Genomic DNA, 24,127 nt, shown 5'->3' with positions numbered 1-24,127 from the left:
GCAAGTCACTACAAATTTCTAATTTTTTAGCTGACGATCAGCTAAATAAGAAGCAATTGTTAGCCTTAATTGAGCTAGCAATTCATATCAAAAATAATCCTGCTGATTATAGTCAAGTATTGGCGGGTAAATCTGTTGCGATGATTTTTGAAAAACCGTCATTAAGAACCCATGTAAGTTTTGATATGGGCATTAACAAATTAGGTGGTCATGCCCTTTATTTAGGTCAACAAAATGGTAAATTAGGTGAACGTGAGCGAGTAAGTGATTACGCGAAAAACTTATCTTGTTTTGCCGATGCCATTGTGGCGCGAGTTTTTAGTCATGACTCTATTCAAGGCTTGGCTGAACATGCAACTGTGCCTGTTATTAATGCGTTGTGTGATTTATATCATCCATGCCAAGCGTTAGCTGATTTTGTTACCCTAACAGAGCTTTTTACCGAAGGGAACGCTGCTGATTTGAGCAAGGTTAAATTAGCCTATGTGGGTGATGGTAATAATGTTTCTAATTCATTAATGATTATGGCTGCTATATTAGGTGTAGATTTTACTTTAGTTACGCCTGTTGGCTATGAAGCCGAAGCGGATATGATTGAAAAAACGCGAGTGCTAGCAAATGAATCTGGCGCGAAACTTACTATCACGACAGACATTACTAAAGTGGGTCCACAAGACGTTATTTATACCGATACATGGATTTCTATGGGCGATGAAGATGACAGTAAAAAAGCGCAATTATTAGCGCATTTTGCTCCTTATCAAGTCAATCATGCGTTAATGAAAAATAGCGATGCAAACATTGTGATGCATTGCCAGCCAGCACATTTAGAAGAAGAGATTACGACAGCGTTATTCGATAGCGAAATGTCGGTAGTTTTTCAGCAAGCTGAAAATAGAATGTGGGCGCAAAATGCTGTTTTAGTAAACCTATTTACTAAGTAATTAGTAACACTGTTTGTGTTGGGCTGAAACCCGATAATTTAAGTGTGAGATATTACGCTTAACAATAATTTATGAACTATTTAACCAAATTTAGAGAAAATTAAATGAGTATTCAAAAGAAAAAAATCAAAAAAGTAGTATTAGCTTATTCAGGCGGCTTAGACACATCAGCAATCATTCCATGGTTAAAAGAAAACTATGATAACTGTGAAGTTGTTGCTTTTTGTGCTGATGTTGGTCAAGGTGCAGAAGAATTAGAAGGTATTAAAGAAAAAGCAATCGCTTCAGGTGCTTCAGAATGTTATGTCGCCGATCTTAAAGAAGAATATGTTAAAGACTATATCTACCCAATTCTTAAAACAGGTGCGGTATACGAAGGTCAATACCTATTAGGAACGTCAATGGCACGTCCTATTATTGCTAAAGCGCATATTGAAGTCGCTTTAAAAGTAGGTGCTGATGCGGTATGTCACGGTTGTACTGGTAAAGGTAATGACCAAGTACGTTTTGAAGCTTGTTTTGCTGCCTTAGCACCAGAGCTTACTGTTATTGCGCCATGGCGTGAGTGGGACATGGTTTCTCGTGAAGACTTACTTGATTACTTAGCAGAACGTAATATTCCTTGTGCAGCATCATTAACAAAAATTTATAGTCGAGATGCAAACGCATGGCACATTTCTCACGAAGGTGGAGAATTAGAAGACCCGTGGTGTGAGCCATCAAAAGAAGTTTGGACCATGACTGTTGATCCTATGGATGCACCAGATGAACCAGGCCGTGTAACCTTAAGTTTTGATAAAGGTGAATTAGTTGCTGTAGACGGTAAAGATTTCTCGCCAACAGGCGCTGGTGCTTATGAAGCATTAGTTTACTTAAATGAGAAAGCAGCGGCACATGGTGTTGGTCGTATTGATATCGTAGAAAACCGTTTAGTGGGTATGAAGTCTCGTGGTTGTTATGAAACTCCGGGCGGTACAGTATTAATGGCTGCTTACAAAGGCTTAGAAACACTTATTTTAGATAAAGAATCTCTAAAATATCGTGAATCGGTTGGTCTTGAATTCTCTCATGTAATTTATGATGGCCGTTGGTTTACACCACTTGCTAAAGCGCAATTAGCGTCAGCAGCTTCTTTTGCTGAGCAAGTAACAGGTGATGTTGTTGTTAAAATGTATAAAGGGATGGCACAAGTTACGCAACGTCGTTCTCCTAACTCTTTATATTCTGAAGAATTTGCAACATTTGGTGCTGATGACGTTTATGACCAAAAACATGCAGAAGGTTTTATTCGTTTATTTAGTTTATCAAGCAGAATTACTGCGTTAAGCAAAAAAAATCAGGAGAAGTAGTAATGGCCTTATGGGGTGGACGCTTTAAAGAAAAAGCGAGTGTGCAATTTAAAAAGTTTAATGACTCGTTACCTGTTGATTACCGTATGGCAATACAAGATATTGTCGGTTCAATTGCTTGGGCACAGGCTATTCATGAAGTAGGCGTGTTAAATGATGGTGAGTTAACCCGATTAGTCGCGGCGTTAAATGAACTAAAAGAATCTGTGGAAGAAAATCCGAAGCAGATTCTACTTTCAGATGCTGAAGATATTCATAGCTGGGTTGAAATTCAGTTAATTGAAAAAACAGGTGATTTAGGTAAAAAGCTCCATACAGGTCGTAGTCGTAATGACCAAGTTGCTACTGATTTAAAACTGTGGTGTAAAGAAACTGGTGGCGAATTATTGTTTGCACTGGTTAATTTACAACAAGCAATGATGAATTTAGCTGAACGTGAAAAAGATACGGTATTACCTGGTTATACCCACTTACAGCGCGCTCAGCCGGTAACTTTTGGCCATTGGTGTTTAGCTTACGTTGAAATGTTTAATCGTGATATTGGTCGTTTAAAAGACGCGTTATATCGTTTAGATGTTTCACCACTAGGCTCAGGCGCATTAGCGGGCACTGCTTATCCAATTGATCGTAATGCATTGGCTAGTCGTTTAGGCTTTAGAACAGCAACCATGAATAGCTTAGATGCTGTTTCAGATCGTGATCATGTTATTGAGCTGTTAGCTACTGCTAGTATTTCAATGATGCACTTATCGCGTTTTGCTGAAGATTTAGTTTTCTATAACTCAGGCGAAGCGGGCTTTGTAGAAATGAGCGATTTAGTTAGCTCTGGCTCATCATTAATGCCGCAAAAGAAAAACCCTGATGCATGTGAATTAATTCGTGGTAAAGCCGGGCGTGTGTTTGGTTCATTAACAGGTATGTTAACGACCATGAAAGCTTTGGCTCTTGCGTACAATAAAGATATGCAAGAAGACAAAGAAGGTCTTTTTGACGCACTTGATACTTGGCAAGAATGTATGGAAATGGCTGTATTAGTTGCTGATGGCTTAAAAGTAAATAGAAGCCGTACGTTAGCTGCTGCTCAACAAGGTTACGCTAATGCCACAGAGCTTGCTGATTATTTAGTGGGTAAAGACATTCCATTCCGTGAAGCGCATCATATTGTTGGTGAAGTTGTCTTAGCTGCAATTGAACAAGGTTGTCCACTAGAAGACTTAACTATCTCACGATTACAAGAATTCAGTGATAAAATTGAACAAGATGTTTATCAACACTTATCAATAGAATCAACACTAGATAAACGTGAGGCCCTTGGTGGTACCTCACGCTCACAAGTGGAAAAAGCGTTAGCGACTGGTAACGAAAAAATCTTGAATGAGCAAGTGGTTGGTGCGCCAGGTAAACAGCAAATTAAAGTAGCACTTAAACAAGTAAAACAGCGTTTAAATGCTCAACGAGCTGCTGCTATGTCTGTGCGTAGAGCACGAATGTCAGATGTAGATAAAATACATCAATTAGTGAATGTACAAGCGGATAAAGGTGAAATATTGCCACGAACGCTTGATAATATTATTCATGATGTTCAAAACTTTGTCGTAGCAGAACTTGATGGCGTTGTTGTTGGCTGTGCTTCTCTTTATATCTATCAAACAGGGCTTGCTGAAATTCGCTCAGTTGTGGTTGATGAATCAGCTAAAAATCAAGGACAAGGTGGCGCATTAGTTCAATACTTACTTGAGTTTGCTTATCAAATGGAGTTAAAACAAATTATTGTTTTAACTTATATTCCTGACTATTTTGCGAAGTTAGGTTTTAGTGCCATTGATAAAAGCTCGTTAGCTGAGAATATTATTGAAGATAGTGAACCAACACCAGATAAAGATCCTGCTGATGAGATCGCGATGGAATATATTGTTGGTCAGGGAAAATAGCTAACACGCTTCAATTATGGAAAGGTTAGCGCTTTTAGTTTACTTGAAACACTTAAAGTTAAAGAATGAAACATGAATAATAGCGATCAAAATTACGTTAAATGGTTTAGAAATGCGGCACCTTATATAAATGCTCATCGTGGTAAAACTGTTGTATTAATGTTTGGTGGTGAAGCTGTTTTACACCCTAACTTCGCAAATATTATTCATGATATTTCACTATTAAGAAGCTTAGGTGTCAAACTTGTTGTTGTGCATGGAGCGCGGCCACAAATTGAAGAGCGTATGGCTCAACGTAATATCGAACGAATTATGGAAAATAATATTCGTGTTACGGATGCTGATACGCTTAGCGCAGTAAAAGATGCTACTGGCTCATTACGTTTACATATTGAAGCCTTACTCACCACCGGGCTTGCGAATTCACCAATGCATGGCTCACAAATTAGAGTAAGTACCGGTAATTTTGTTATTGCTAAGCCTATGGGTGTTCGTGATGGTGTTGACTATAAATACACTGGTTCTGTTCGTAGAATAGATTCTGACGGCATAAATATGCAGTTAAATTATGGGTCTATTGTACTGTTATCTCCTATCGGTTATTCACCCACAGGTGAAGTCTTTAATTTAGCCTTAGAAGATGTCGCTGCACAAACGGCAATTAACTTAAATGCTGATAAACTGATCACATTAACCGAAGATGAAGGCTTGCTCGATGAATTTGGTAGTTTGATCAAAAGTTGTAGTGTACGTCGTGTTAAAACCTTACTTGATGACAAAGACTGCCATGTACGTCAGTTATTACTTCGTGCCATTATTCAAAGTGGAGAAAATGGCGTTGAACGTTGTCATTGCGTAAGTTACCAAAGCGATACCGCATTATTACAAGAGTTATTTACGCGTGATGGTGCCGGAACCCTTATTGCGAAAGATCACAAAGAAGAATTATCTACAGCGACTATTGATGATGTTGCTGGAATTTTAGATTTATTGGCTCCACTTGAAGCTGAAGGCGTTTTGGTTAAACGCTCTCGTGAATTACTTGAAGTTGAAATAGACCAATTTATTGTACTTAAAAAAGAAGACATGATTATTGCTTGTGCAGCACTATACCCATACCCTGATGCAAAAATGGGTGAGGTGGCTTGTGTTGCGATACATCCAGATTATCGCAAGGGTAATCGTGGCGGGCGTTTAATCTCGGCTTTAGAAGAAGAAGCTAAACAACAGGAACTTTCTGCAATTTTTGTGTTAACAACGGTAAGTGGTCATTGGTTTCAAGAACAAGGTTTTATTGAGCAACCTATGGATAAACTACCCGAAGGTAAACAAAAATTGTATAACTTTCAGCGTAAGTCTAAAGTCTTCATTAAAGAAATTTAATTTCACCTCGTCCTGAAAAGTAGGTATAAGCTATATACCTACTTCTATTCATTGTACAATACTGCTATCTACTGAACCTGACCTCAGGTTACTCAGCTAACCCTTATAAGAGTTAAATAACCAATGACACCTCATTCAAACCTATCTGAATTAATAAATACCTTAGAGATGGAAATAGCATCATTAACGGAACAAGTAGCGACCCTAAAAAAAGAGCCTGAAAACTTTAATGAACAAGTGATTTTTAAATATATTGAAACGGGAAGTACTGGTAAAACAAAAGATTTTGTTCGATCGTTAGGAGTAAAATCAGAGCGAGGCTCTTTGTTTTCATCTGGGGATGTAACCAAGCTGATAAAAGAGGGAGCTGACGATATTTCACCTGAGTTATTGAGTATTGCACGAACGTTAATTAATACTAAAAATACTGGTAAGCGAAGATAAGTACTATTTCTAAGCTAAGCCGCAGAGGCTATTGGCCAGCGGCTTAGTTCAGCTGCAATAGATTAACAACAAGCTTTACCTTGTTGTTAATCACTATTTAAAATAATTCTTCAGCTTCTTCTTGTTTTATGACGTCGTTATGCTGAAAAATATCAATACTATTGTCTTCACTAACATATTCAGTTGGTACAGTACCTACCTGAAAGTATTCAAATAAACTGCTTTTATTCGTTTTAGTGCTCAGCTTACCTGTCGCTTTATCTATGCGTACAGAAACAATACCAGCAGGTGGTTCAAAAGGTTCAAACTCAATATCTTCTAACGCTACTTTCATAAAGTCTATCCATGCCGGTTGTGCTGATTTAGCACCTGCTTCAGTACCGGTTATTTGATTCTTCCCTAAGTTGCTATTGTATACTGATTTACCTAAATTACGGCTTGGGTCATCAAAACCTATCCAAGAGGTTGTTACTAAGCGTCGCGAAAACCCAGAAAACCAAGCATCTTTGCCTTCGTTAGTGGTACCCGTTTTACCGGCAATATCTTTACGTTTCAGTGCTCTTGCGCGCCAACCAGTTCCTTGCCAAGGATTCTCTGCTGACCAATCTGCTCCCCAAATCCCGCTATTAAGTGCTTCAGTAATCAAAAAGGCATTTTGTTCTGAAATAGCGCGAGGTGCTGATATTAATTGTGGTGCTATCGTACTGTTCTCTATAGCATCTTCTGCAAAAGTATCGCTTGAATTTAAAGACATCAACTCAGCAGTATTCTCGATGGTTTCCTCTACTAGCTCAGCATTCTCTAAATTATTCTGATTCAATTCAGCAAGGGGATTGTCTAACTCGCAAGGGTCACAGGCTAAAGCTGGGTTAGCTTGAAAAATAACTTCGCCTTCAGCGGTTTCAATACGGTCAATTAAATAAGGTTCAACTAAATAGCCGCCATTGGCAAAGGCCGCAAAACCAGTAACCACTTCTATCGGAGTTAATGAAGCCGAGCCTAACGCTAATGACTCATTGCGAGGTAAATCATCAGGGGCAAAGCCGAAAGAAGAAAGATGGTTTATAGCATCATCTAAGCCAATACTTTTTAATAACCTTACCGCAATCACGTTTTTAGATTGCGCTAAAGCCAAACGCATTCTTATTGGACCAACATAAGTTTCAGGTGAGTTTTTCGGACGCCAAACAACACCTGTGCTTCTATCCCACTGATTAATTGGGGCATCGTTAATAAGTGAAGCAAGGGTAAAACCTTGTTCTAAAGCGGCAGAATATATAAAAGGTTTAATATTCGAACCAACTTGGCGTTTCGCTTGAGTTACACGGTTGAATTGGCTTTGTTTATAACTGAAACCACCTACTGCTGCTTTTATTGCCCCGTCATCTGGAGATATTGAAATCATAGCAGCACTTGCGACAGGTAATTGACTTAATCTGTATTCGTTGTCTGCAAGCGCACTTACTAAGATCACATCACCATAGTGAAATATTTCATGGGCATTTTTAGGAGGAATGCCTTGTTTTTGATCATTAATAAACGGACGTGCCCAAGCCATACCACGCCAAGGAATAGTCGCTTTCTTGTTATTACGTAAAGTAATACTAACTTCTAGTTCATCCACCTTGGTGACCACAGCAGGAACAAGTGCTTGATAAGAATGGACACTGGCAAGTGCTGTTGAAATTTCTTCATCAGTTAGTGGGTTTAGTGTTGGCGTTGCGTCAAACTTATCATTCGCTTTATTGTTAGCTAGCTCAGGTCTAAGTGAGCTAATAGCACCACGGTAACCATGACGTTGGTCATAACGTAATAAATTACCTGTTACTGCCTTATGAGCGGCTGTTTGTAATTTATTAGTTACTGTAGTGAAAACTTTAAAGCCACTGGTATATGCTTGTTCTTTACCATAACGCTCTATCATTTCTTGATGTGCCATTTCAGCAATATAAGGCGCATTTAGTTCTATTTCTGCACCATGAGGTTTACCTGTTATTGGCGCAGACTTGGCTTGTTGATATTCCTCATCTGTTATATAGCCACTTACTAACATCCGCTGTAAAACTGTTGTACGACGAATTTTGGCACGATCTGGTCGGCTGATAGGGTTATATGTCGAAGGAGCTTTAGGTAAACCAGCTAGCACAGCTATTTGTGCTAAGGTAAGTTGATTTAACGCTTTACCATAATAGACCTGAGCAGCGGCACCAAAGCCAAAAGAACGATGACCTAAAGGTATCTTGTTAACGTATAAGGTTAATATTTCATTTTTAGTTAATAAACTTTCAATATGAAACGATAAAAATATTTCTCTAATTTTACGAGTATAAGTGACTTCTCGGGTGAGGAAAAAATTACGAGCGACTTGCATCGTTATTGTACTCGCACCGCCTTTATCATTACCGGTAAGCTTTCCTAATATTGCACGGCCCATCCCTATAGGATCTACGCCAAAATGAAAATAAAACCTGTCATCTTCTGTCGCTAGTAGTGCATCTATTAGTTGTTGAGGAATTTCATCGAATGTTAAAGGTATGCGTTTCTTTTCACCAAATTGTGAAATCAATAATCCCTCACTACTATAAATCTGCATTGGAGTTTGCCATTGCACATCTTCTAAAGAATTGATTTCAGGCAACTCACTGCGTAAAGTTAAATACAATATAACGATACTTAAAATACCGATAAATAACAAAGCTAGAACTGATTTAATAATTTTAGATATTGAAAACACTACAATCACTCTATTTATGGGAAAAATTGTCAGATAATACTAGTATATCTTGTAAAACCATGTAATAAATGTATTTATGTGAAAATATGTCTAAAATAATTTCAATAAACAATTTAACGGGTTGTTATGCTAGATAATTTGTGGAAAAAGAAAACAACGATGCTGGTAGGGATCGATATTGGATCTCATGCTGTTAAAGCTGTTTTACTCAGCCAAGCTAGTGACGGTTACGTTTTAGAAGATTTTGCGATAGAGCCAATGTCGCGTGGCTCAGTAGTTGATCGTGAAATACAAGATATTGAAGCCGTTGGTAATGTTATTGCGAAAATACGACAAAACATACCAATGAAAGCCAAAGAAGCCGCTGCTGCTGTTTCAGGTCAAACAGTGATTACTAAAATTATTTATATGGACGTATCACTTAATGAAGAAGAGCTTGCTAGCCAAATTGAAATAGAAGCAGATAGCTTGATCCCTTATCCTTTAGATGAAGTTAGTTTAGATTTTGAAACGTTAGAAGTAAATGAATCCGATCCAAGTAAAGTAAATGTACTACTTAGTGCTGCACGTACTGAGTCTATTGAAGCAAGAGTCGAAGCATTAGAAGCTGGCGGCTTTACTGCTAAAGTGATTGATGTAGAGTCATACGCAATAAGCCGCTCTCAAGACTTATGTTTATCACAGTTACCAGAAGATGCCATGGAAAAAACAGTTGCCATCGTTGATATAGGCGCTACCATGACGCTATTTTCAGTGACTAAAGCGGGCAAGCATTTATACAGTCGCGATCAAAAATTTGGCGGTGAACAATACACTCGTTCAATTGTTTCTTATTACAACAAAACCTTTGAAGAAGCCGAAGAAGCAAAAATAACCAATAATTTACCTACAAGTTACACTTTTGAAGTACTAGCGCCTTTTCAGACTATACTTATGCAACAAATACGTCGGGCAATTCAAATGTTTTTAACGTCTAGTGGCATCAAAAAAGTGGATTATCTACTTGTTTCTGGTGGAACAGCATCTATTGAGGGCATAGAAAGCCTGCTAACTGAAGAGCTTGGGGTGCATACTATCATCGCAAATCCTTTCCATGAAATGGCATTAGGGCAATCGATAGATAAAGAAAAACTTGCTAAAGTAGCACCACAATTAACGGTAGCTACTGGCTTAGCGCTAAGGAGTTTTACACCATGGCATATATAAACCTCCTTCCTTGGCGAGAGGAAGCACTTAAAGTAAAACAAAAAGAATTCTTCACCTTGTTAATTGCCGTCGCTTTATTGGCATTCGCATTAATTTTTGTCGTTAATTTATATTTTCAAGCCCGTGTTGATGGACAATTAACGCGTAATCAGTTTTTAAAGAATGAGATCCAACAACTTGAGATACAAATTGCCGAAATTAGAACACTAAACGATAAAAAAGCTGCATTAAAAAAACGTATTGAAGTGATTGAACAGTTACAGCGCAGCAGAAATGTCGGTACGCAAATTCTTGATGAAATAGCTAAAATAATCCCTAATGGTATTTATATTACTCAGTTAGACAAACAAGGTAATAGTATAGAAATTATAGGGAAAAGTGAGTCGAATAATCACTTGGCCAATATGATTAGAGCGATCGAATTATCGGATTTATTTACGGATGCAACACCAGAATCTATTACCTCAGATGATGACTCATCAAAACTTTTAAGTAGTTTTAAAATGAGGGTAAAAATTCAAGGTTTAGTTAATGATGCTACTCTTGCTAATCAGGCGGGAGGTAATCAGTGAATTTTGATAGAGAACAATTTGAAAACCTTGATCTAGAAAATATTGGTCAATGGCCTTTTGCACCAAAACTTGTGTTGGTTATATTTTTAGCCGCCATGGTGATTTTTTTAGGCTATATTGGTTTAGTAAGTGGTAAAATAGATCAACTTAAACGGGTTGAAGCCGAAGAAATGACGTTAAAAGAGTCATATCAAGCTAAATATCATGTTGCCGCAAACTTAGAATTATTCAGAGCACAAATGATTGAAGCAGAAGGTATTTTTGCTAATCAATTAAGAAGCTTGCCTAATAGTTATGAAATACCAGGGCTATTGGACGATATTACCTTTATAGGAACAACCAGCGGTTTAGAATTTGTTAAATTAGAATGGCAACCAGAAATCAGTAAAGAGATTTATATCGAATTGCCAATTGATATAGAAGTTAATGGTCCGTACCACTCACTGGGGAGCTTTGTTAGTAAGATAGCAGGATTACCTAGAATTGTGACTCTACATAATTTTAAAATTGAAATTATTAAAGATAGTAAGAATGCGGATATGCTGAATTTAACCATGGAAGCTAAAACCTATCGTTATCAAGAACAAGAGGTTAACGAACAATGAAAATATTAATTTTAATTGTTTTAGTCACTCTTGCTGGTTGTTATGATGACACGAGTGATCTTAGTGCTCACATGGCAGAGGTTAGGGCGGCGACAACCAGTCATATAGAACCAATGCCAGAAGTTAAGCCATTTAATCATTATGACTATTCGGCATATGAGTTAAGAAGCCCATTTTCATTACCTGAACCTGAAGCACTTCAACAGAAAGTTCAACAAATGACAGGTTGTTTAAGTCCTGATCCTAGACGTCGTAAACAGCCGTTAGAAAATTTTGCACTAGGTGTACTTAAAATGCGCGGTACCTTGGGTGATAACGGGGTAACTTGGGCCTTGATGGAAGCTTCCGACCTTACTTTACATAGAGTCTCTGTAGGTAATTATTTAGGCTTGTATGACGGCCGTATTACAGAAGTGACTCCGCACAGTGTAAAATTATTAGAATTAACACCAGACGGTGCTGGTTGTTGGGTCGAGCGCGAAACAATAATTAAGATTGCTCAACCTGAATCGAAATAGTAGGGAATAATAATGCTATCGAATAAAATGAAAAATTATAAAATCTTCTCAGAATTAGTTAACTTAAGTCGTAGCTGGTTGTCCTTGTTAACCTTAGTAACATTGGTCATTATCTCCTTCAATACCAGTGCTGAAGAAACTAAGAGCAGTCAATTAGAAGTTATTTCTTACAATACTATTCAAAGTGATCAAATTGAGTTAGTTTTTGAATTTACAACCGCAATATCGGCACTACCTGTTGTTGACACATCAATGACACCGGCTTTTGTAAAAGTTAAATTCTCGGCTGATAATTTTGACCCTAGCTTGCAAGAAACACTGGTTAATCATGCTGGTGTAACAAATATTACCCTAGATAAAACCGCTGAAAATATTGTTGCAACTATCAACCTTGAAAAACTCGCAGTATTTGATGTTGCTTTAAATGGTAACGAGTTTTCTATAACACTTAATTACGGTCAGTCAGCAAATATTGTTGAAACCCTTAACCCTGCTGGTGAACAATTTATTAATCAAATTGAATCACTTGATTTTCGTTTAGGTGAAGACAAAACCGCAGAAGTATTAATTTACCTAAAAGACAGCATTGTCGCTGTTGATGTTCATGATAAGTTAGGCAAAGTACATGTAGAGTTCCATAATACTCGTATCATTGAAGACTTACTTTACAAGCTGGACGTGACCGACTTTGGCACAATTGTTTCCAATATAGAAACCTTTAAAGACGGTCGTAATGCTCGTTTAGTTATCGATGTAGACACGCACTTTACCTTTACCCATAAACAACAAGGTAACTTGTTTGTTTTATCGATTAAAGAAAAAGAAAAGAAGCCATTAGGTTATTTATCTGATGAAGATGAATTTACCGGACGCTCTATTTCCCTTAACTTTCAAGATATTCCGGTAAGAACCGTATTACAAATTATTGCTGATTATAATGATTTTAACTTGATTACCAGTGATACAGTCGCAGGAAATATTACCCTACGTTTAGATGGAGTACCTTGGGATCAAGCTTTAGATATCATCTTAAAAGTGAAAGGCTTAGACAAACGTATGCAAGGTAATATCTTAATGGTAGCGCCTAATGATGAATTAGCAGAACGAGAAGCTAAAAACCTACTCGCGCAGCAACAAGTAGAAGAGTTGGCACCACTGTATTCTGAGTATGTACAAATTAATTATGCAAAAGCAGTAGAGTTTGCAGAGCTAATTAAAAATGAAGATACCAGCATATTATCAGAACGAGGTAGTGTGTCAGTTGATGAACGAACGAATACCTTACTTATTCGAGATACCACCAAAAGCATTGAAGATATTAAACGTATGGTAAACATTTTAGATATACCAGTACGTCAAGTTATCATCGAAGCACGTATGGTTACCGTTAAAGATAATATCAATGAAGAGCTAGGCATACGTTGGGGTGTAACGAATACCGATGGTGAGTTTGGTACATCAGGCTCATTAGAAGGCACATCAGTCTCTAATAATATCGCCACTAATACAGGGGTTGGCAATGTACCTAATTTAACCGATAGGTTAAATGTAAACCTACCTGTAGCGAGCCCAGCAGGTGCTTTAGCGTTTCAAGTAGCGCGTTTAGCTGACGGCACAATACTCGATCTTGAGCTTAGTGCTATGGAGCAAGAAAGCAAAGGTGAAATTATTGCTAGTCCACGTATAACAACGGCTAATCAAAAAGAAGCGTATATTGAACAAGGTGTTGAAATACCTTACCAAGAAGCGGCCTCAAGTGGTGCTACATCAACACAATTTAAAAAAGCGGTGTTAAGTTTAACCGTTACGCCACATATCACACCAGACAATAAAATTATTCTAGATTTAGTTGTTACGCAAGACACAATCTCTACGGTACAAAGTGGTACCGCACCTGCAATTGATACACAGCGTATTGGTACGCAAGTATTAGTTAATAACGGTGAAACTATTGTATTAGGCGGAATATACCAACAATCGATTATAAGTTCAGTCTCTAAGGTACCTGTATTAGGTGATATTCCTTATTTTGGCTGGTTATTTCGAAATACTAGTCAATTTAATGAGAAAAAAGAATTACTCATTTTTGTGACGCCACGCATTGTGACAGAACACTTTTAGGTATATTAATATTAGTAAGTTAGACTTTTTGTCTGACTTACTAATAATGTTACTTGCAATCCTACCCGAACAATTGCGATAATTACGCCCTTGAAATTTCCGAGGGAGACCTCTATGACATCGAAAGGTATATAGCTGTTGCTATATTGTCCTTTTGGTATACCTGTAACAAACGAGTATTAAGTAAATCTAATGGCAGAAAAACGTAACATTTTCCTTATTGGCCCTATGGGTGCAGGTAAAAGCACTATAGGAAGAGAGCTTGCAGACAGGCTACATCTTGAATTTTTCGACTCTGATCAAGAGATTGAACGTCGTACCGGGGCAGATATTGCTTGGGTCTTTGATCTCGAAGGCGAAGAAGGGTTTCGCAAAAGAGAAGAAGGTGTTATTGAGGACTTAAGCGAAAAACAAGGTATTGTTTTAGCGACAGGTGGTGGTTCAGTTATCAGTATGCAAGTACGAAACCGTCTTTCGGCTCGTGGTATTGTTGTATATCTAGAGACTACTATTGATAAACAAGTTGCTCGAACACAAAGAGATCGTCGTCGTCCTTTATTACAAACATCGGAAGAGCCACGTACAGTGCTAGAAAACTTGGCTATTGAGCGTAATCCGTTATATGAAGAAATAGCTGATGTTGTCATTAAAACCGATGATCAAAGTGCTAAAGTTGTTGCTCATAAAATTATTGAGCGTTTAGACTTTTAGTTAATACTACTTTTTTGTTTCAAAGCCACTAATACATAAGTGGCTTTATCCCAGCCAAACACCAGGTAACTCTAATATGCCCACTCTTAATCTTGATCTAGGTGCTCGAAGCTATCCTATCTATATTGACTCTGGTTTATTTGAAAATGAAAAGTTATTTTCAGATCATATTAGAGGAAAACGAGTTTGTATTGTTACCAATACGATTGTTGCCCCTTTATATCTTGAAAAAATCAAAAGTAAACTGACTAACTTTGATGTTGACGAAATTATTTTACCTGATGGTGAAGCTGAAAAAAGTTTAGCAAATTTCGAACGTATCATGTCTCACCTATTAAAAAATGAACATGGTCGTGATACTACCTTGATCGCTTTAGGTGGAGGTGTTATCGGTGATATTACCGGGTTTGCAGCAGCATCTTATCAACGTGGTGTCGATTTTATCCAAGTACCAACAACGGTATTATCTCAAGTAGATTCATCTGTTGGTGGCAAAACCGCGGTTAATCACCCGTTGGGTAAAAATATGATTGGCGCTTTTTATCAACCTAAAGCCGTTATTATTGATATCGACAGTTTAGTTACCTTACCTGTGCGCGAGTTTAATGCTGGCATGGCAGAAGTGATTAAATACGGTATATTAGGTGATTATGATTTCTTTGTTTGGCTAGAAAACAATATTTCGTCAATAAAGGCTGGTGATAAAACATTGTTAGCTGAAATGATCGAAAGATGTTGTCAGTGTAAAGCAGACATTGTCGCTAATGATGAAACGGAAGCAGGTGTTCGTGCTTTACTCAACTTAGGTCATACTTTTGGTCATGCTATAGAAGCAGAGCAAGGTTATGGTAACTGGCTTCACGGTGAAGCAGTTGCTACTGGCATGGTACTTGCTGGTAAGTTAGCAGTAGCAATGAATTTGCTTGAAGTGTCAGAACTTTGTCGAATCGAATCGCTTATTGAAGCGTTTGATTTACCGTTACAAGCGCCAGAAACAATGGGCTGTGATGACTTTACTCGTCATATGCGCCGAGATAAAAAAAATATTGGCGGTAAATTACGTTTTATTGTTCCTACTGCGATAGGAAAGTCAGAAATTCGTGATGACATAACGCAAGAGACACTTCAACAAATTCTATAATTTTAGTTATGCCTAAAGCCGTATAGTTTTAGGCATAGTAATTGTAGCAAGGGTTGAATATGTCGGCAGCAGCACACACTAACATAGATGAAGCTAGTATAGCCTCCATGCCATTAAATACTGAGCCAGCAGTCACATCAATAAGTGTTAGTGCACGTATTGAATATATTCAACGTTTTTCGAAACAAGCTGTTTTGATTGTTGATAACGATAGCGGTGTTTACACGCAAGCTGCGCGTCAATTTTTAATTAGCCTTGCCAAAGATAAACCATCAAAAGCAAACAATTCAGCACAAGAAACCAATGTCGCTTTTGTTTCTGCTTCATCAAAATTAAATGATATTCAAATGCGCTGTCGTTTTATTGAACAGCTTTTTGCTAATACCTTATTTGATCCAGAAAAATCACTCGCCGTTAGCCTTTTAACCCTAAGTAAAAAAAGCAAAGAAAGTATCACCATTGTTGTTGAGCATGCACACGCTTTATCATTACAAATGAAATACGAACTTTGTCAGTTAGTTGACGTAGCAAATAAAACCCAAAGTAAAATCAACGTTGCATTATTTGGTAATGAGCAAGCGGCACAAAATGTTGCAAAGAATAAAAGTATTTTTAAAAATAAATTGGCGATCATTGATGCAAAATCAGGACAATTATTCCCGCTAGATCACGCCAAGTTTACTAGTGACAAGGTAATGTTTAGCAATAAACTGTGGTTGAAGGTAGCAACGGCCGCATTAGTAATTTTTGGACTTATTGGCCTATCTTGGTTTGTACTTATTAATTACAACAACTTTAGTTTATCTCAATTACCAGAATCGAATATTAACGACAGCGTTATAATTGCAAACGCGCAGCAGTCAAATGAACAGCCATTAGCACAAGGTAATAACGCTATTGCGCTACCTGAAGCCGATGAATTTGCGACCACAGTAGATATCCAGGCAGCTTTAATGGGCGAGCAACAAACGGTTGCTAGCACTGAGAATCGTTCAGCTCAAACAGAGGACATTTTACAAGCGTTAGACTTAGCTGAAGTTAAAGAGCCAGCCGTAACCACAGAAAAATTGGTACCGGTTACCGCACCAAAGGCTGCGGCTAAAGCAAAACCCGAATTAGCAACAAAAGAAGCTGTAAGTAAGCCTACAGAAGTTACTCTGCCTTTGGCATTAACGCCGAATTACTATTTAAATGCGCCTAAAGGTTATGTTGTCCAAATTGTAGGATTCACCGACTTAACCTTGTTAAAAAGGTTTATGAAAGCCAATGCTAATTTGCAATACTTTAGTTATCAGAAAAAATTAAATGATCAAACGTTTATTGTATTAACAACAAAGATATTCGAAAATAAAGCCCAAGCTAATGAGGCTATCAGTGCTTTACCTAAAGAAATTATTGATAGAGGGGTATGGATTAAAGATCTCGCACTTGTTAAAGCAGAAATTAATAATCGTTAGGCTTTACTTTAATCACAATATTATAAATAAAAATGAATATCGCTAAAGGGTAAATCAAGATACAATTACCTTTCATTTTTATTGGTTGCCTATTCAAAATAATATGATTCAGGCGAGCATGAGCAACAAACATTGTGCATTTTTAAAGTAGCCTCGATAGTTCTATTTTAAAAAAACTTTGAAAACTGATATACAATCTACTTCTCGGTAAATATCTATGTTAGCTCTAGCTACTATTAACTTATAGGTCTCTTTTGTGACTAAAGCTCAATCACTAGCTGGAATGCGATCTGCCTTAAAATGGGCTGGTGGGAAAAAAAAAGTTGTACATGAAATTGCTAGCTTATTACCTAAAAGAGGTAAAACAAGACTAGTTGAACCTTTCGTGGGCGGTGGTTCTGTATTCCTTAATTTAGATTTTGATGAATATCTTTTAATAGATATGAATAAAGATCTGATCAACCTGTTTAATATCATTAAAAATCAGCCGACAGCATTTATCGCTGATGCACAGCGCTTCTTTACAGGCGGTAATAATGATTCAGAAAAATATTACCAATTACGAACCCAGTTTAATCAATCGACTGATCCATACGAACGTTCACTCTTGTTCTTATACCTAAATAGACACGGGTATAACGGACTATGTCGTTATAATAAAAGCGGTGGCTATAATGTTCCTTTTGGTAGGTATAAGCATCCATATTTTCCAAATGCCGAGCTAGAGTACTTTTCTGAAAAAGCCCAAAGAGCAACATTTATTCAAGGCGACTTTGAAACGGCATTCACTCAGTTAAATGTGAGCGACGTGGTGTATTGTGATCCACCTTATTCACCAATTAACCCAACGTCGAACTTTACTGCCTATGCTGGTAATTCGTTTACCGATGAAGATCAAAAGCGATTAGTAGACTATGCTGAAATAGCCAAGAAAAGAAATATCCCTACATTGATATCAAATCATTATGTTGACTTTACTCGTGAACTTTATAAAGGAGCAACCAAAAAGAAGTTGTTTCAAGTACAGCGTTCAATAAGTCAAAAGGGTAAAAGTAGAGTTAAAGTACAAGAGATTTTAGCGTTATATAAATAACTGAGTGTGGTGATCTATTGCTAACAAAGCTAAGCATCACATCAAGATACAAGATTAATTATAGTGGTATTAGGTCAGAAAAGTTAGTTAGCAGGCATAACCAAATTTACAATTATCAGTAAAGCGGTAATGAAAATAGCAACACTAATAATACCGACAATAATAAAATGGCTTATTTTTCCCTGAGAAAAATCATTTTCTCTATTTTTATTACTTTGCACCCCAAAGAACGCAGCCGCTACACTTTTAAAGGTGTTTTTCATTGATGATGTTTTATCTGACATCGATTACTCGAAGTTAAATGAATGAGTAATGAAAACTATAGTGCAATAAATCAACAAAATCTAGCAAATTCCGTAAATGCGACAATGCTCAGCTTGATAACTAACAATGCTATAACTAAAAAGCGCTAATTGCTTATATCGGCAATTAGCGCTTTCTTGTTTCTTAGTGTTTTTTGTTTTTATTAATGTTTTTTAAGCTTTAGGCTTATAAATCAATATCAATCGCGTAAGCAACGTATACTTTTACATCGCCTGCAGCACCGTCTAAATCAGTTGCAGATGCACCAAAAGTGAAACCTGACTTTGAGATACTTACACCATAGTCAATTGAATCTTCAGCTAACCAATCACCGCTATATGAACCAATGTGTAAATTAACTTCAGCGTCATTTTGTAGTGCAATTGCATAATCGGCACTAGCATAAATAGTATCGCCAGCATCAGCACCTTCACCAGACGTTAATACAGATACACCAAGGGTTAATGCTTGAAATGAAATGCTACCGTATACTTCAGAAAAATCAGCATCACCAGAAGTTTCATCAGGGTAAGCGTAATAGATAAAGCCAACATCGTATGAAACATCTTCAGAAATTGCGCCGCCAAAACCAGCGTAGAAATCTAGTTCATAAGTCATGCCTTCAGCCCAGCTAGCATTTGAAGCCCATGTACCAACATAGAAACCTGAATCAGCAGCATAATCAATACCACCTGAAATAGCTGAGTCACCATTTGTTTGCTCTAAACCACGCCATAAATAATTCGAGGTTGCAGCAACATTAGCGCTTAAGCCTTCAACCGCTGAAGCTGAAGTAGAAATCATAGCTGATGTAGCTAAAATTGTTGTGAGTGCGATATTTAAAATTGATTTTTTCATATTTATCCCTTTATATTTTATATTATTATTAAGTTTAAACTGCTAATGATTTTGCAAAGATGATGCCCGTATGGAAAATAGTACGTTTTTATTATTAAAATTCTTATTTATCCGTTGGTTACATTTTAGTCTTTTATTTTACTCTCGATATTAACTTTCAATAATTGCATTATAATGGTGCACTATAAGTTCGTTTGTACTAATGATGTGCATCATTTCATTTGGCTCACGTTATGGTTGAGACTCGTATTTTTAAGTGGCTTGGGTATAATACTGATAATTTTTCTGATTGAGCATATATTATGTCTTCTTTTCTAATTGCACCTTCTATTTTATCTGCTGATTTTGCTCGCTTGGGTGATGATGTTGCTAAAGTTTTATCTGCGGGTGCTGATGTAGTGCACTTTGATGTTATGGATAATCACTTTGTGCCTAATTTAACGTTCGGGCCAATGATTTGTCAGTCATTGCGTGATTACGGTATCACCGCGCCAATTGATGTACATTTAATGGTAAAGCCAGTTGATGCATTAGTTCCTCAGTTTGCCAAAGCGGGTGCTGATATCATTACTTTCCACCCTGAAGGAAGTGATCATATTGATCGTACCTTACAGCTGATAAAAGATAACGGTTGTAAAGCGGGTTTAGTGTTGAATCCGGCAACGCCTTTACAATGTTTAGATTTTGTTATGGATAAACTTGATGTAATTTTATTGATGTCAGTTAATCCAGGGTTTGGTGGACAATCTTTTATCCCAACAACATTAGACAAATTACGTTTAGTGAAAGAAAAAATTAACGCAAGCGGTAGAGATATTCGTTTACAAGTCGACGGTGGCGTGAAAGCTGATAATATCGCTGATATTGCTAAAGCTGGTGCAGATATGTTTGTTGCGGGTAGTGCCATATTCTCACAACCCGATTACAAAGTAGCTATTGATGCTATGCGTGCTGAACTAGCAAAAGTGTAGATCGAAAACAAAAAATCATACATAACAAAATGGCTAGGGGCGCAACTCTGGCTTTATTTAAGGAACATCATGAGTAAACCTATTGTACTAAGTGGCTGTCAGCCATCTGGCGAATTAACTATTGGTAATTATTTAGGCGCATTAAAACAATGGGTCGATATGCAATCTAGCAACGAATGTTATTATATGTTGGTCAACCAACACGCAATTACTGTTCGACCTAAGGCGGAAGACTTACGTAAAGCGACCTTAGACGGCCTAGCGTTGTACTTAGCTTGTGGAGTAGACCCAGAGCAAAGCACTATTTTTATCCAGTCACATGTACCTGCACATGCGCAATTAAGCTGGGTGTTAAATTGTTATACCCAAATGGGTGAATTAAACCGTATGACGCAATACAAAGATAAGTCACAAAAATCTGAAGCAAATATGAACTCAGGTTTATTTACTTATCCGGTATTAATGGCAGCAGACATTTTATTATATGGCGCTGATAGCGTACCTGTTGGTGATGATCAAAAACAACATTTAGAGTTAGCGCGTGATATTGCGACACGTTTTAACAATATTTATGGTGATATATTCACTGTACCCGATCCGTTCATTCCTCAACATGGTGCACGCGTGATGAGTTTGCTTGAACCAACGAAGAAAATGTCTAAGTCTGATGACAACCCAGGCAACTTTATTGGTTTATTAGAAGACCCGAAAAAAATTGCTAAGAAAATTAAACGTGCGGTAACAGACTCTGACGAGCAAGCCAATATTTACTACAATTTAGAAGAGAAACCAGGTGTTTCAAACTTATTATCTTTACTTTCATGTGCTACAGGTAAGTCGATTGATAGCTTAGTACCTGACTATGAAGATAAAATGTATGGCCATTTAAAAGGTGATGTGGCTGATGCTGTTGTTGCTATGTTAGAGCCAATTCAAACTAAATTTCATCAATATCGTGCAGACCAAGCTTTTCTAGATCAAGTAATGAAAAGTGGCGCTGAAAAAGCATCGCTTCGCGCTGATAAAATATTAACGTCAGTGTATGATGCGGTAGGTTTTATTCCTCGCCCATAATGGGGGATATAATATGGCGTTAATTGTTAACGCTAGCCACTTTTAGTCATATCAAAAGTGGCTAGTCTATTCTAAAGCTTGTACTGCTTAAGCCTGTAATTGTAGGCTTATAATTTTAGGCTTGTACTTTGTAGAGTTAACTGAAAAATCTTAACAGCACTACTCTTTAACTGCTTCCTGCTTCGTTTTATCAAATAGCTTACTGCTATCTTCAATAAAATCATCGACACTAGCGCTTGATGAAATGAGAAAGCTTGGCATCATAATCGTTGCATTATATTGCGGTCTTGGATCAAAATCAGGCTTATTGCTGTATTGCACTAAATAACTACCACCAAACAATAATAAGGTCATGCTTGCCGCAACAACTAGGCGTCGTCTTGCTGACATATGGAAGCCAATATAGCTATTAAGCCAAAATAAACTAAACGCTAAGGCAATAGAAATAAGAACAATCAGTAAAGCGGCTAGTGAATCACTGGTACTGTTAAATTTAACAACCCCTTCTAAGAAATCGCTAAACCACATAAGATTGAAAAAAGCGAAACTTATCCCTATTTGCGCCATTATTCGCGTTTCATTTTTACTTAAGTAAGAAACTAAAGCGACTCCAGCAGGCCATAAAGCAAAACCGAGAGTCATGCCAATGGTTGGCACTAACAGCTGGCTAAAATTAACTTCTTTTGAGGTATTAAGATAAAACACGTTACCAGCAATCAAGGTAAATAAAATCAAACTTGATAGCAGCACAACAGGGTGGCGCATTAAATTAATAAAGCTTTCAAAAGGGCTAAAAGGCAAGGTTGGTTCAACAGGGTGATGATTAAATAATATTCTTAACTGACTTTTCCCTAAGGTAATAATATCGCCGTCATTGATTATGTGCTCATTTGCTGGGCGCTTTTTTTGCGCTTTATTTTCAATATAAGAGCCATTCAATGTTTGATTATCGGTAATTTTCCATTGACCATCTATTTCATCAATACTGATATGGCTAGGGCAAATATGCGGATCATCTAAAATAATGTCGTTATGATAATCACGGCCAATATGTATTTGCGGTTTTGATAACCTATGTCTGTGTAGTAATTTATGATTGCGACTAATTTCTTCAATGATGATTTCACTTGCTGCTATTTTCTCTATCAGCGATTGATTTTCTGCTATTTCATCATTGTCTATTAGTGATTCAGGCATATCTGTTGTGGTTACTTCCATAATACCGCCTCCATAAATTGACGAGTAAAGGCTAACGCATTCGGCTGACTAACCCCTGCTATGGTAAAGTGGCTAACAATAGCTTGCTGATCTTTATCTACCGAAGCAGCTAAATAAAGCACATCGTATAAATCAGGGAATTTTTTATAAGCACGAGTACAAAAGACTGTTTTATTGTTAATCGCTTGATTATCAGGCATTACTAAATCATCGTGACATTGGAATTCAGTTACATTTTCTTTATCAGCTCTATTGCCTGCATTGGCATGAGCAATTTGTTGCTGATATAAGTGATAAAACTTATTAGTGCTAATATCTTTCGCTTGCATCGTTCTAAATTCAATTTCCATGGTGCCGGTAAAGAAGTTAGATGAAATATAAGTATTTTCATCCAAAGAACAATTAGCGACAGCGGTTAAAATCAACGCATCTGCTTTATCTGCATTTGAATTGCCCCAGCAACGAATAAAAGGTACGTCAATAATAGGAATAATCGCGGCTTCACCAAGCTGTTTTTCTTGCCATGTACTGTTTAAAATAGTTTCTATTAATTTATTTTGACTCGCCATTAATTGTGCAGTCATCTGCTGTTCAATGCTATTAGGTGGTGCCTTTAAAAAGCTATCATATAATGCGACTAACTTGTCATGAGGTACAAGAAAACCGATAGAGTTACCCGACGTTGCGACATTAATACCAACAACTTCCGCTTCCTTATTTACCACAGGGCCACCGCTCATCCCTGAATTAATTGAACCCGTAAAATGAATGCGATCATTAAACGACTCTCTTTTCAGGCCATTATAAGTACCGGGCACAACAATCATACCTAAGTCATGAGGGTTGCCTAACGAGAATAGTTGCTCGCCTTTATGTGGCGATGCTTTCGATAATTGAAAATAAGGCGTTTCTTGCACAACATCACGTCTAACTAACGCTAGATCATTGATCACATCTACGCTTTTTAATATTAAGTCACCGGTATTTCCCTGACCATCAAGGTACTCTATTCGGTATTTTTGAGGATGCAAAGCATAGCTGGAAATAACATGATAGTTAGTAGCAATAATACCGTCGTTACTTATTTGAAAACCAGAGCCAATAGACGATTTCTCACCACTGGCTTTGTCTATTAATTTTATTTGAAAAAGCGAAGGTTTAAGTTGGTTAAATAATTGTTCTGCTTGCTCTTCGGCAAAACTAGTCTTGCTTAGTACTGTACCGAGTAAAAAAAGCGCTAAGCTAAAAAAAACTTTCATTCAGATTCCTGTTAAAAAATTGTCGTACCATTGTGCCATTGTCAGCGCATTAGTCACTTAGTATTTTCTATATTATTATTCTACTTGTTTTTTTTGACAAAACACCCTAGTACCTAATACCAGATTCATTAATTAAGTAACGATGTAGTTGGTAATTTTAACAAGTAGAAATGATTACATAGTTAGTGAGATTGGTATAAGTAAATATATCGCTTGAAACTATCACGAAAAGGTC

General features: G+C 37.2%; 21 protein-coding genes. 16 read left to right on the top strand and 5 right to left on the bottom strand.

Annotated elements, in window-relative coordinates:
- Window positions 1-14: 14 nt before the first annotated feature.
- From Q4496_RS09760 to Q4496_RS09740, 5 genes are all read left to right on the top strand, one after another.
- Window positions 15-944 (top strand): ornithine carbamoyltransferase, encoded by a 930-nt coding sequence (locus Q4496_RS09760; protein WP_303602252.1) that lies wholly within the window; start codon window positions 15-17, stop codon window positions 942-944.
- 104 nt (window positions 945-1,048) lie between these two features.
- Window positions 1,049-2,293, top strand: a complete 1,245-nt coding sequence (locus Q4496_RS09755) for an argininosuccinate synthase (protein WP_215973206.1) — start codon at window positions 1,049-1,051, stop codon at window positions 2,291-2,293.
- Between the two features lie 2 nt (window positions 2,294-2,295).
- Window positions 2,296-4,224 carry an argininosuccinate lyase gene (gene argH, locus Q4496_RS09750; protein ID WP_215973205.1) on the top strand — a complete coding sequence of 643 codons (1,929 nt, stop codon included), beginning with the start codon at window positions 2,296-2,298 and terminating at the stop codon, window positions 4,222-4,224.
- Between the two features lie 72 nt (window positions 4,225-4,296).
- Window positions 4,297-5,607 carry an amino-acid N-acetyltransferase gene (gene argA / locus Q4496_RS09745; RefSeq protein ID WP_215973204.1) on the top strand — a complete coding sequence of 437 codons (1,311 nt, stop codon included), beginning with the start codon at window positions 4,297-4,299 and terminating at the stop codon, window positions 5,605-5,607.
- Window positions 5,608-5,730: 123 nt separating this feature from the next.
- Window positions 5,731-6,051, top strand: coding sequence for a hypothetical protein (locus tag Q4496_RS09740; RefSeq protein WP_215973203.1), 321 nt, complete (start codon window positions 5,731-5,733; stop codon window positions 6,049-6,051).
- Between the two features lie 97 nt (window positions 6,052-6,148).
- Here Q4496_RS09740 and Q4496_RS09735 read toward each other — a convergent pair whose 3' ends face one another.
- A complete protein-coding gene (locus Q4496_RS09735) occupies window positions 6,149-8,785 on the bottom strand; it encodes a penicillin-binding protein 1A (protein WP_303610374.1) in 2,637 nt (878 codons plus the stop codon).
- A gap of 126 nt (window positions 8,786-8,911) precedes the next feature.
- On the opposite strand from Q4496_RS09735, the gene Q4496_RS09730 reads away from it, so the two are divergent.
- The 9 genes from Q4496_RS09730 to Q4496_RS09690 all read left to right on the top strand — a co-directional run bounded on the left by Q4496_RS09730 (window position 8,912) and on the right by Q4496_RS09690 (window position 18,209).
- Entirely contained in the window at window positions 8,912-9,991 is a 1,080-nt protein-coding gene (locus tag Q4496_RS09730; RefSeq protein WP_215973201.1) for a pilus assembly protein PilM, read from the top strand.
- Window positions 9,979-10,563 (top strand): PilN domain-containing protein, encoded by a 585-nt coding sequence (locus Q4496_RS09725; protein ID WP_215973200.1) that lies wholly within the window; start codon window positions 9,979-9,981, stop codon window positions 10,561-10,563. The genes Q4496_RS09730 and Q4496_RS09725 overlap by 13 nt, the downstream gene beginning before the upstream one ends.
- On the top strand, window positions 10,560-11,168 hold the full coding sequence (locus tag Q4496_RS09720) for a type 4a pilus biogenesis protein PilO (protein WP_215973199.1): 609 nt from the start codon (window positions 10,560-10,562) through the stop codon (window positions 11,166-11,168). The genes Q4496_RS09725 and Q4496_RS09720 overlap by 4 nt, the downstream gene beginning before the upstream one ends.
- The gene (locus Q4496_RS09715; RefSeq protein ID WP_215973198.1) at window positions 11,165-11,686 is read left to right on the top strand and encodes a pilus assembly protein PilP; all 522 of its coding nucleotides are present in this window, start codon (window positions 11,165-11,167) and stop codon (window positions 11,684-11,686) included. Before Q4496_RS09720 ends, Q4496_RS09715 begins: the two co-directional genes overlap by 4 nt.
- A 12-nt stretch (window positions 11,687-11,698) precedes the next feature.
- Window positions 11,699-13,807, top strand: coding sequence for a type IV pilus secretin PilQ (locus tag Q4496_RS09710; RefSeq protein WP_303610373.1), 2,109 nt, complete (start codon window positions 11,699-11,701; stop codon window positions 13,805-13,807).
- Window positions 13,808-13,999: 192 nt separating this feature from the next.
- Window positions 14,000-14,518 (top strand): shikimate kinase AroK, encoded by a 519-nt coding sequence (aroK, locus tag Q4496_RS09705; RefSeq protein WP_215973196.1) that lies wholly within the window; start codon window positions 14,000-14,002, stop codon window positions 14,516-14,518.
- Between the two features lie 76 nt (window positions 14,519-14,594).
- Window positions 14,595-15,659: a 3-dehydroquinate synthase gene (gene aroB / locus Q4496_RS09700; protein WP_215973195.1), complete on the top strand. Its 1,065-nt coding sequence runs from the start codon at window positions 14,595-14,597 to the stop codon at window positions 15,657-15,659.
- 59 nt (window positions 15,660-15,718) lie between these two features.
- A complete protein-coding gene (locus Q4496_RS09695) occupies window positions 15,719-17,116 on the top strand; it encodes an SPOR domain-containing protein (RefSeq protein ID WP_303610372.1) in 1,398 nt (465 codons plus the stop codon).
- A gap of 283 nt (window positions 17,117-17,399) precedes the next feature.
- Window positions 17,400-18,209 carry a Dam family site-specific DNA-(adenine-N6)-methyltransferase gene (locus tag Q4496_RS09690; RefSeq protein WP_215973226.1) on the top strand — a complete coding sequence of 270 codons (810 nt, stop codon included), beginning with the start codon at window positions 17,400-17,402 and terminating at the stop codon, window positions 18,207-18,209.
- Between the two features lie 83 nt (window positions 18,210-18,292).
- Here Q4496_RS09690 and Q4496_RS09685 read toward each other — a convergent pair whose 3' ends face one another.
- Window positions 18,293-18,493, bottom strand: coding sequence for a DUF2970 domain-containing protein (locus Q4496_RS09685; RefSeq protein WP_252727495.1), 201 nt, complete (start codon window positions 18,491-18,493; stop codon window positions 18,293-18,295).
- 205 nt (window positions 18,494-18,698) lie between these two features.
- Window positions 18,699-19,370 (bottom strand): TorF family putative porin, encoded by a 672-nt coding sequence (locus Q4496_RS09680; protein ID WP_303610371.1) that lies wholly within the window; start codon window positions 19,368-19,370, stop codon window positions 18,699-18,701.
- Window positions 19,371-19,672: 302 nt separating this feature from the next.
- Here Q4496_RS09680 and rpe point away from each other — a divergent pair, with 302 nt between their 5' ends.
- Window positions 19,673-20,341, top strand: a complete 669-nt coding sequence (gene rpe / locus Q4496_RS09675) for a ribulose-phosphate 3-epimerase (protein WP_215973192.1) — start codon at window positions 19,673-19,675, stop codon at window positions 20,339-20,341.
- A gap of 69 nt (window positions 20,342-20,410) precedes the next feature.
- Window positions 20,411-21,415 (top strand): tryptophan--tRNA ligase, encoded by a 1,005-nt coding sequence (gene trpS / locus Q4496_RS09670; RefSeq protein WP_215973191.1) that lies wholly within the window; start codon window positions 20,411-20,413, stop codon window positions 21,413-21,415.
- Window positions 21,416-21,574: 159 nt separating this feature from the next.
- Here trpS and Q4496_RS09665 read toward each other — a convergent pair whose 3' ends face one another.
- Together Q4496_RS09665 and Q4496_RS09660 are read right to left on the bottom strand one after the other, a co-directional pair.
- The gene (locus Q4496_RS09665; protein ID WP_215973190.1) at window positions 21,575-22,633 is read right to left on the bottom strand and encodes an FHA domain-containing protein; all 1,059 of its coding nucleotides are present in this window, start codon (window positions 22,631-22,633) and stop codon (window positions 21,575-21,577) included.
- The gene (locus tag Q4496_RS09660) at window positions 22,624-23,892 is read right to left on the bottom strand and encodes a serine protease (RefSeq protein WP_215973189.1); all 1,269 of its coding nucleotides are present in this window, start codon (window positions 23,890-23,892) and stop codon (window positions 22,624-22,626) included. Before Q4496_RS09660 ends, Q4496_RS09665 begins: the two co-directional genes overlap by 10 nt.
- Window positions 23,893-24,127: the final 235 nt, after the last annotated feature.

Origin of the sequence: Colwellia sp. 5_MG-2023, from assembly GCF_030547795.1 — a bacterium.
In the GTDB taxonomy this organism is placed as follows: Bacteria; Pseudomonadota; Gammaproteobacteria; order Enterobacterales; family Alteromonadaceae; genus Colwellia.
Note: the sequence above shows the minus strand (reverse complement) of the source record. Positions and strands in the feature narration are given on the sequence as shown.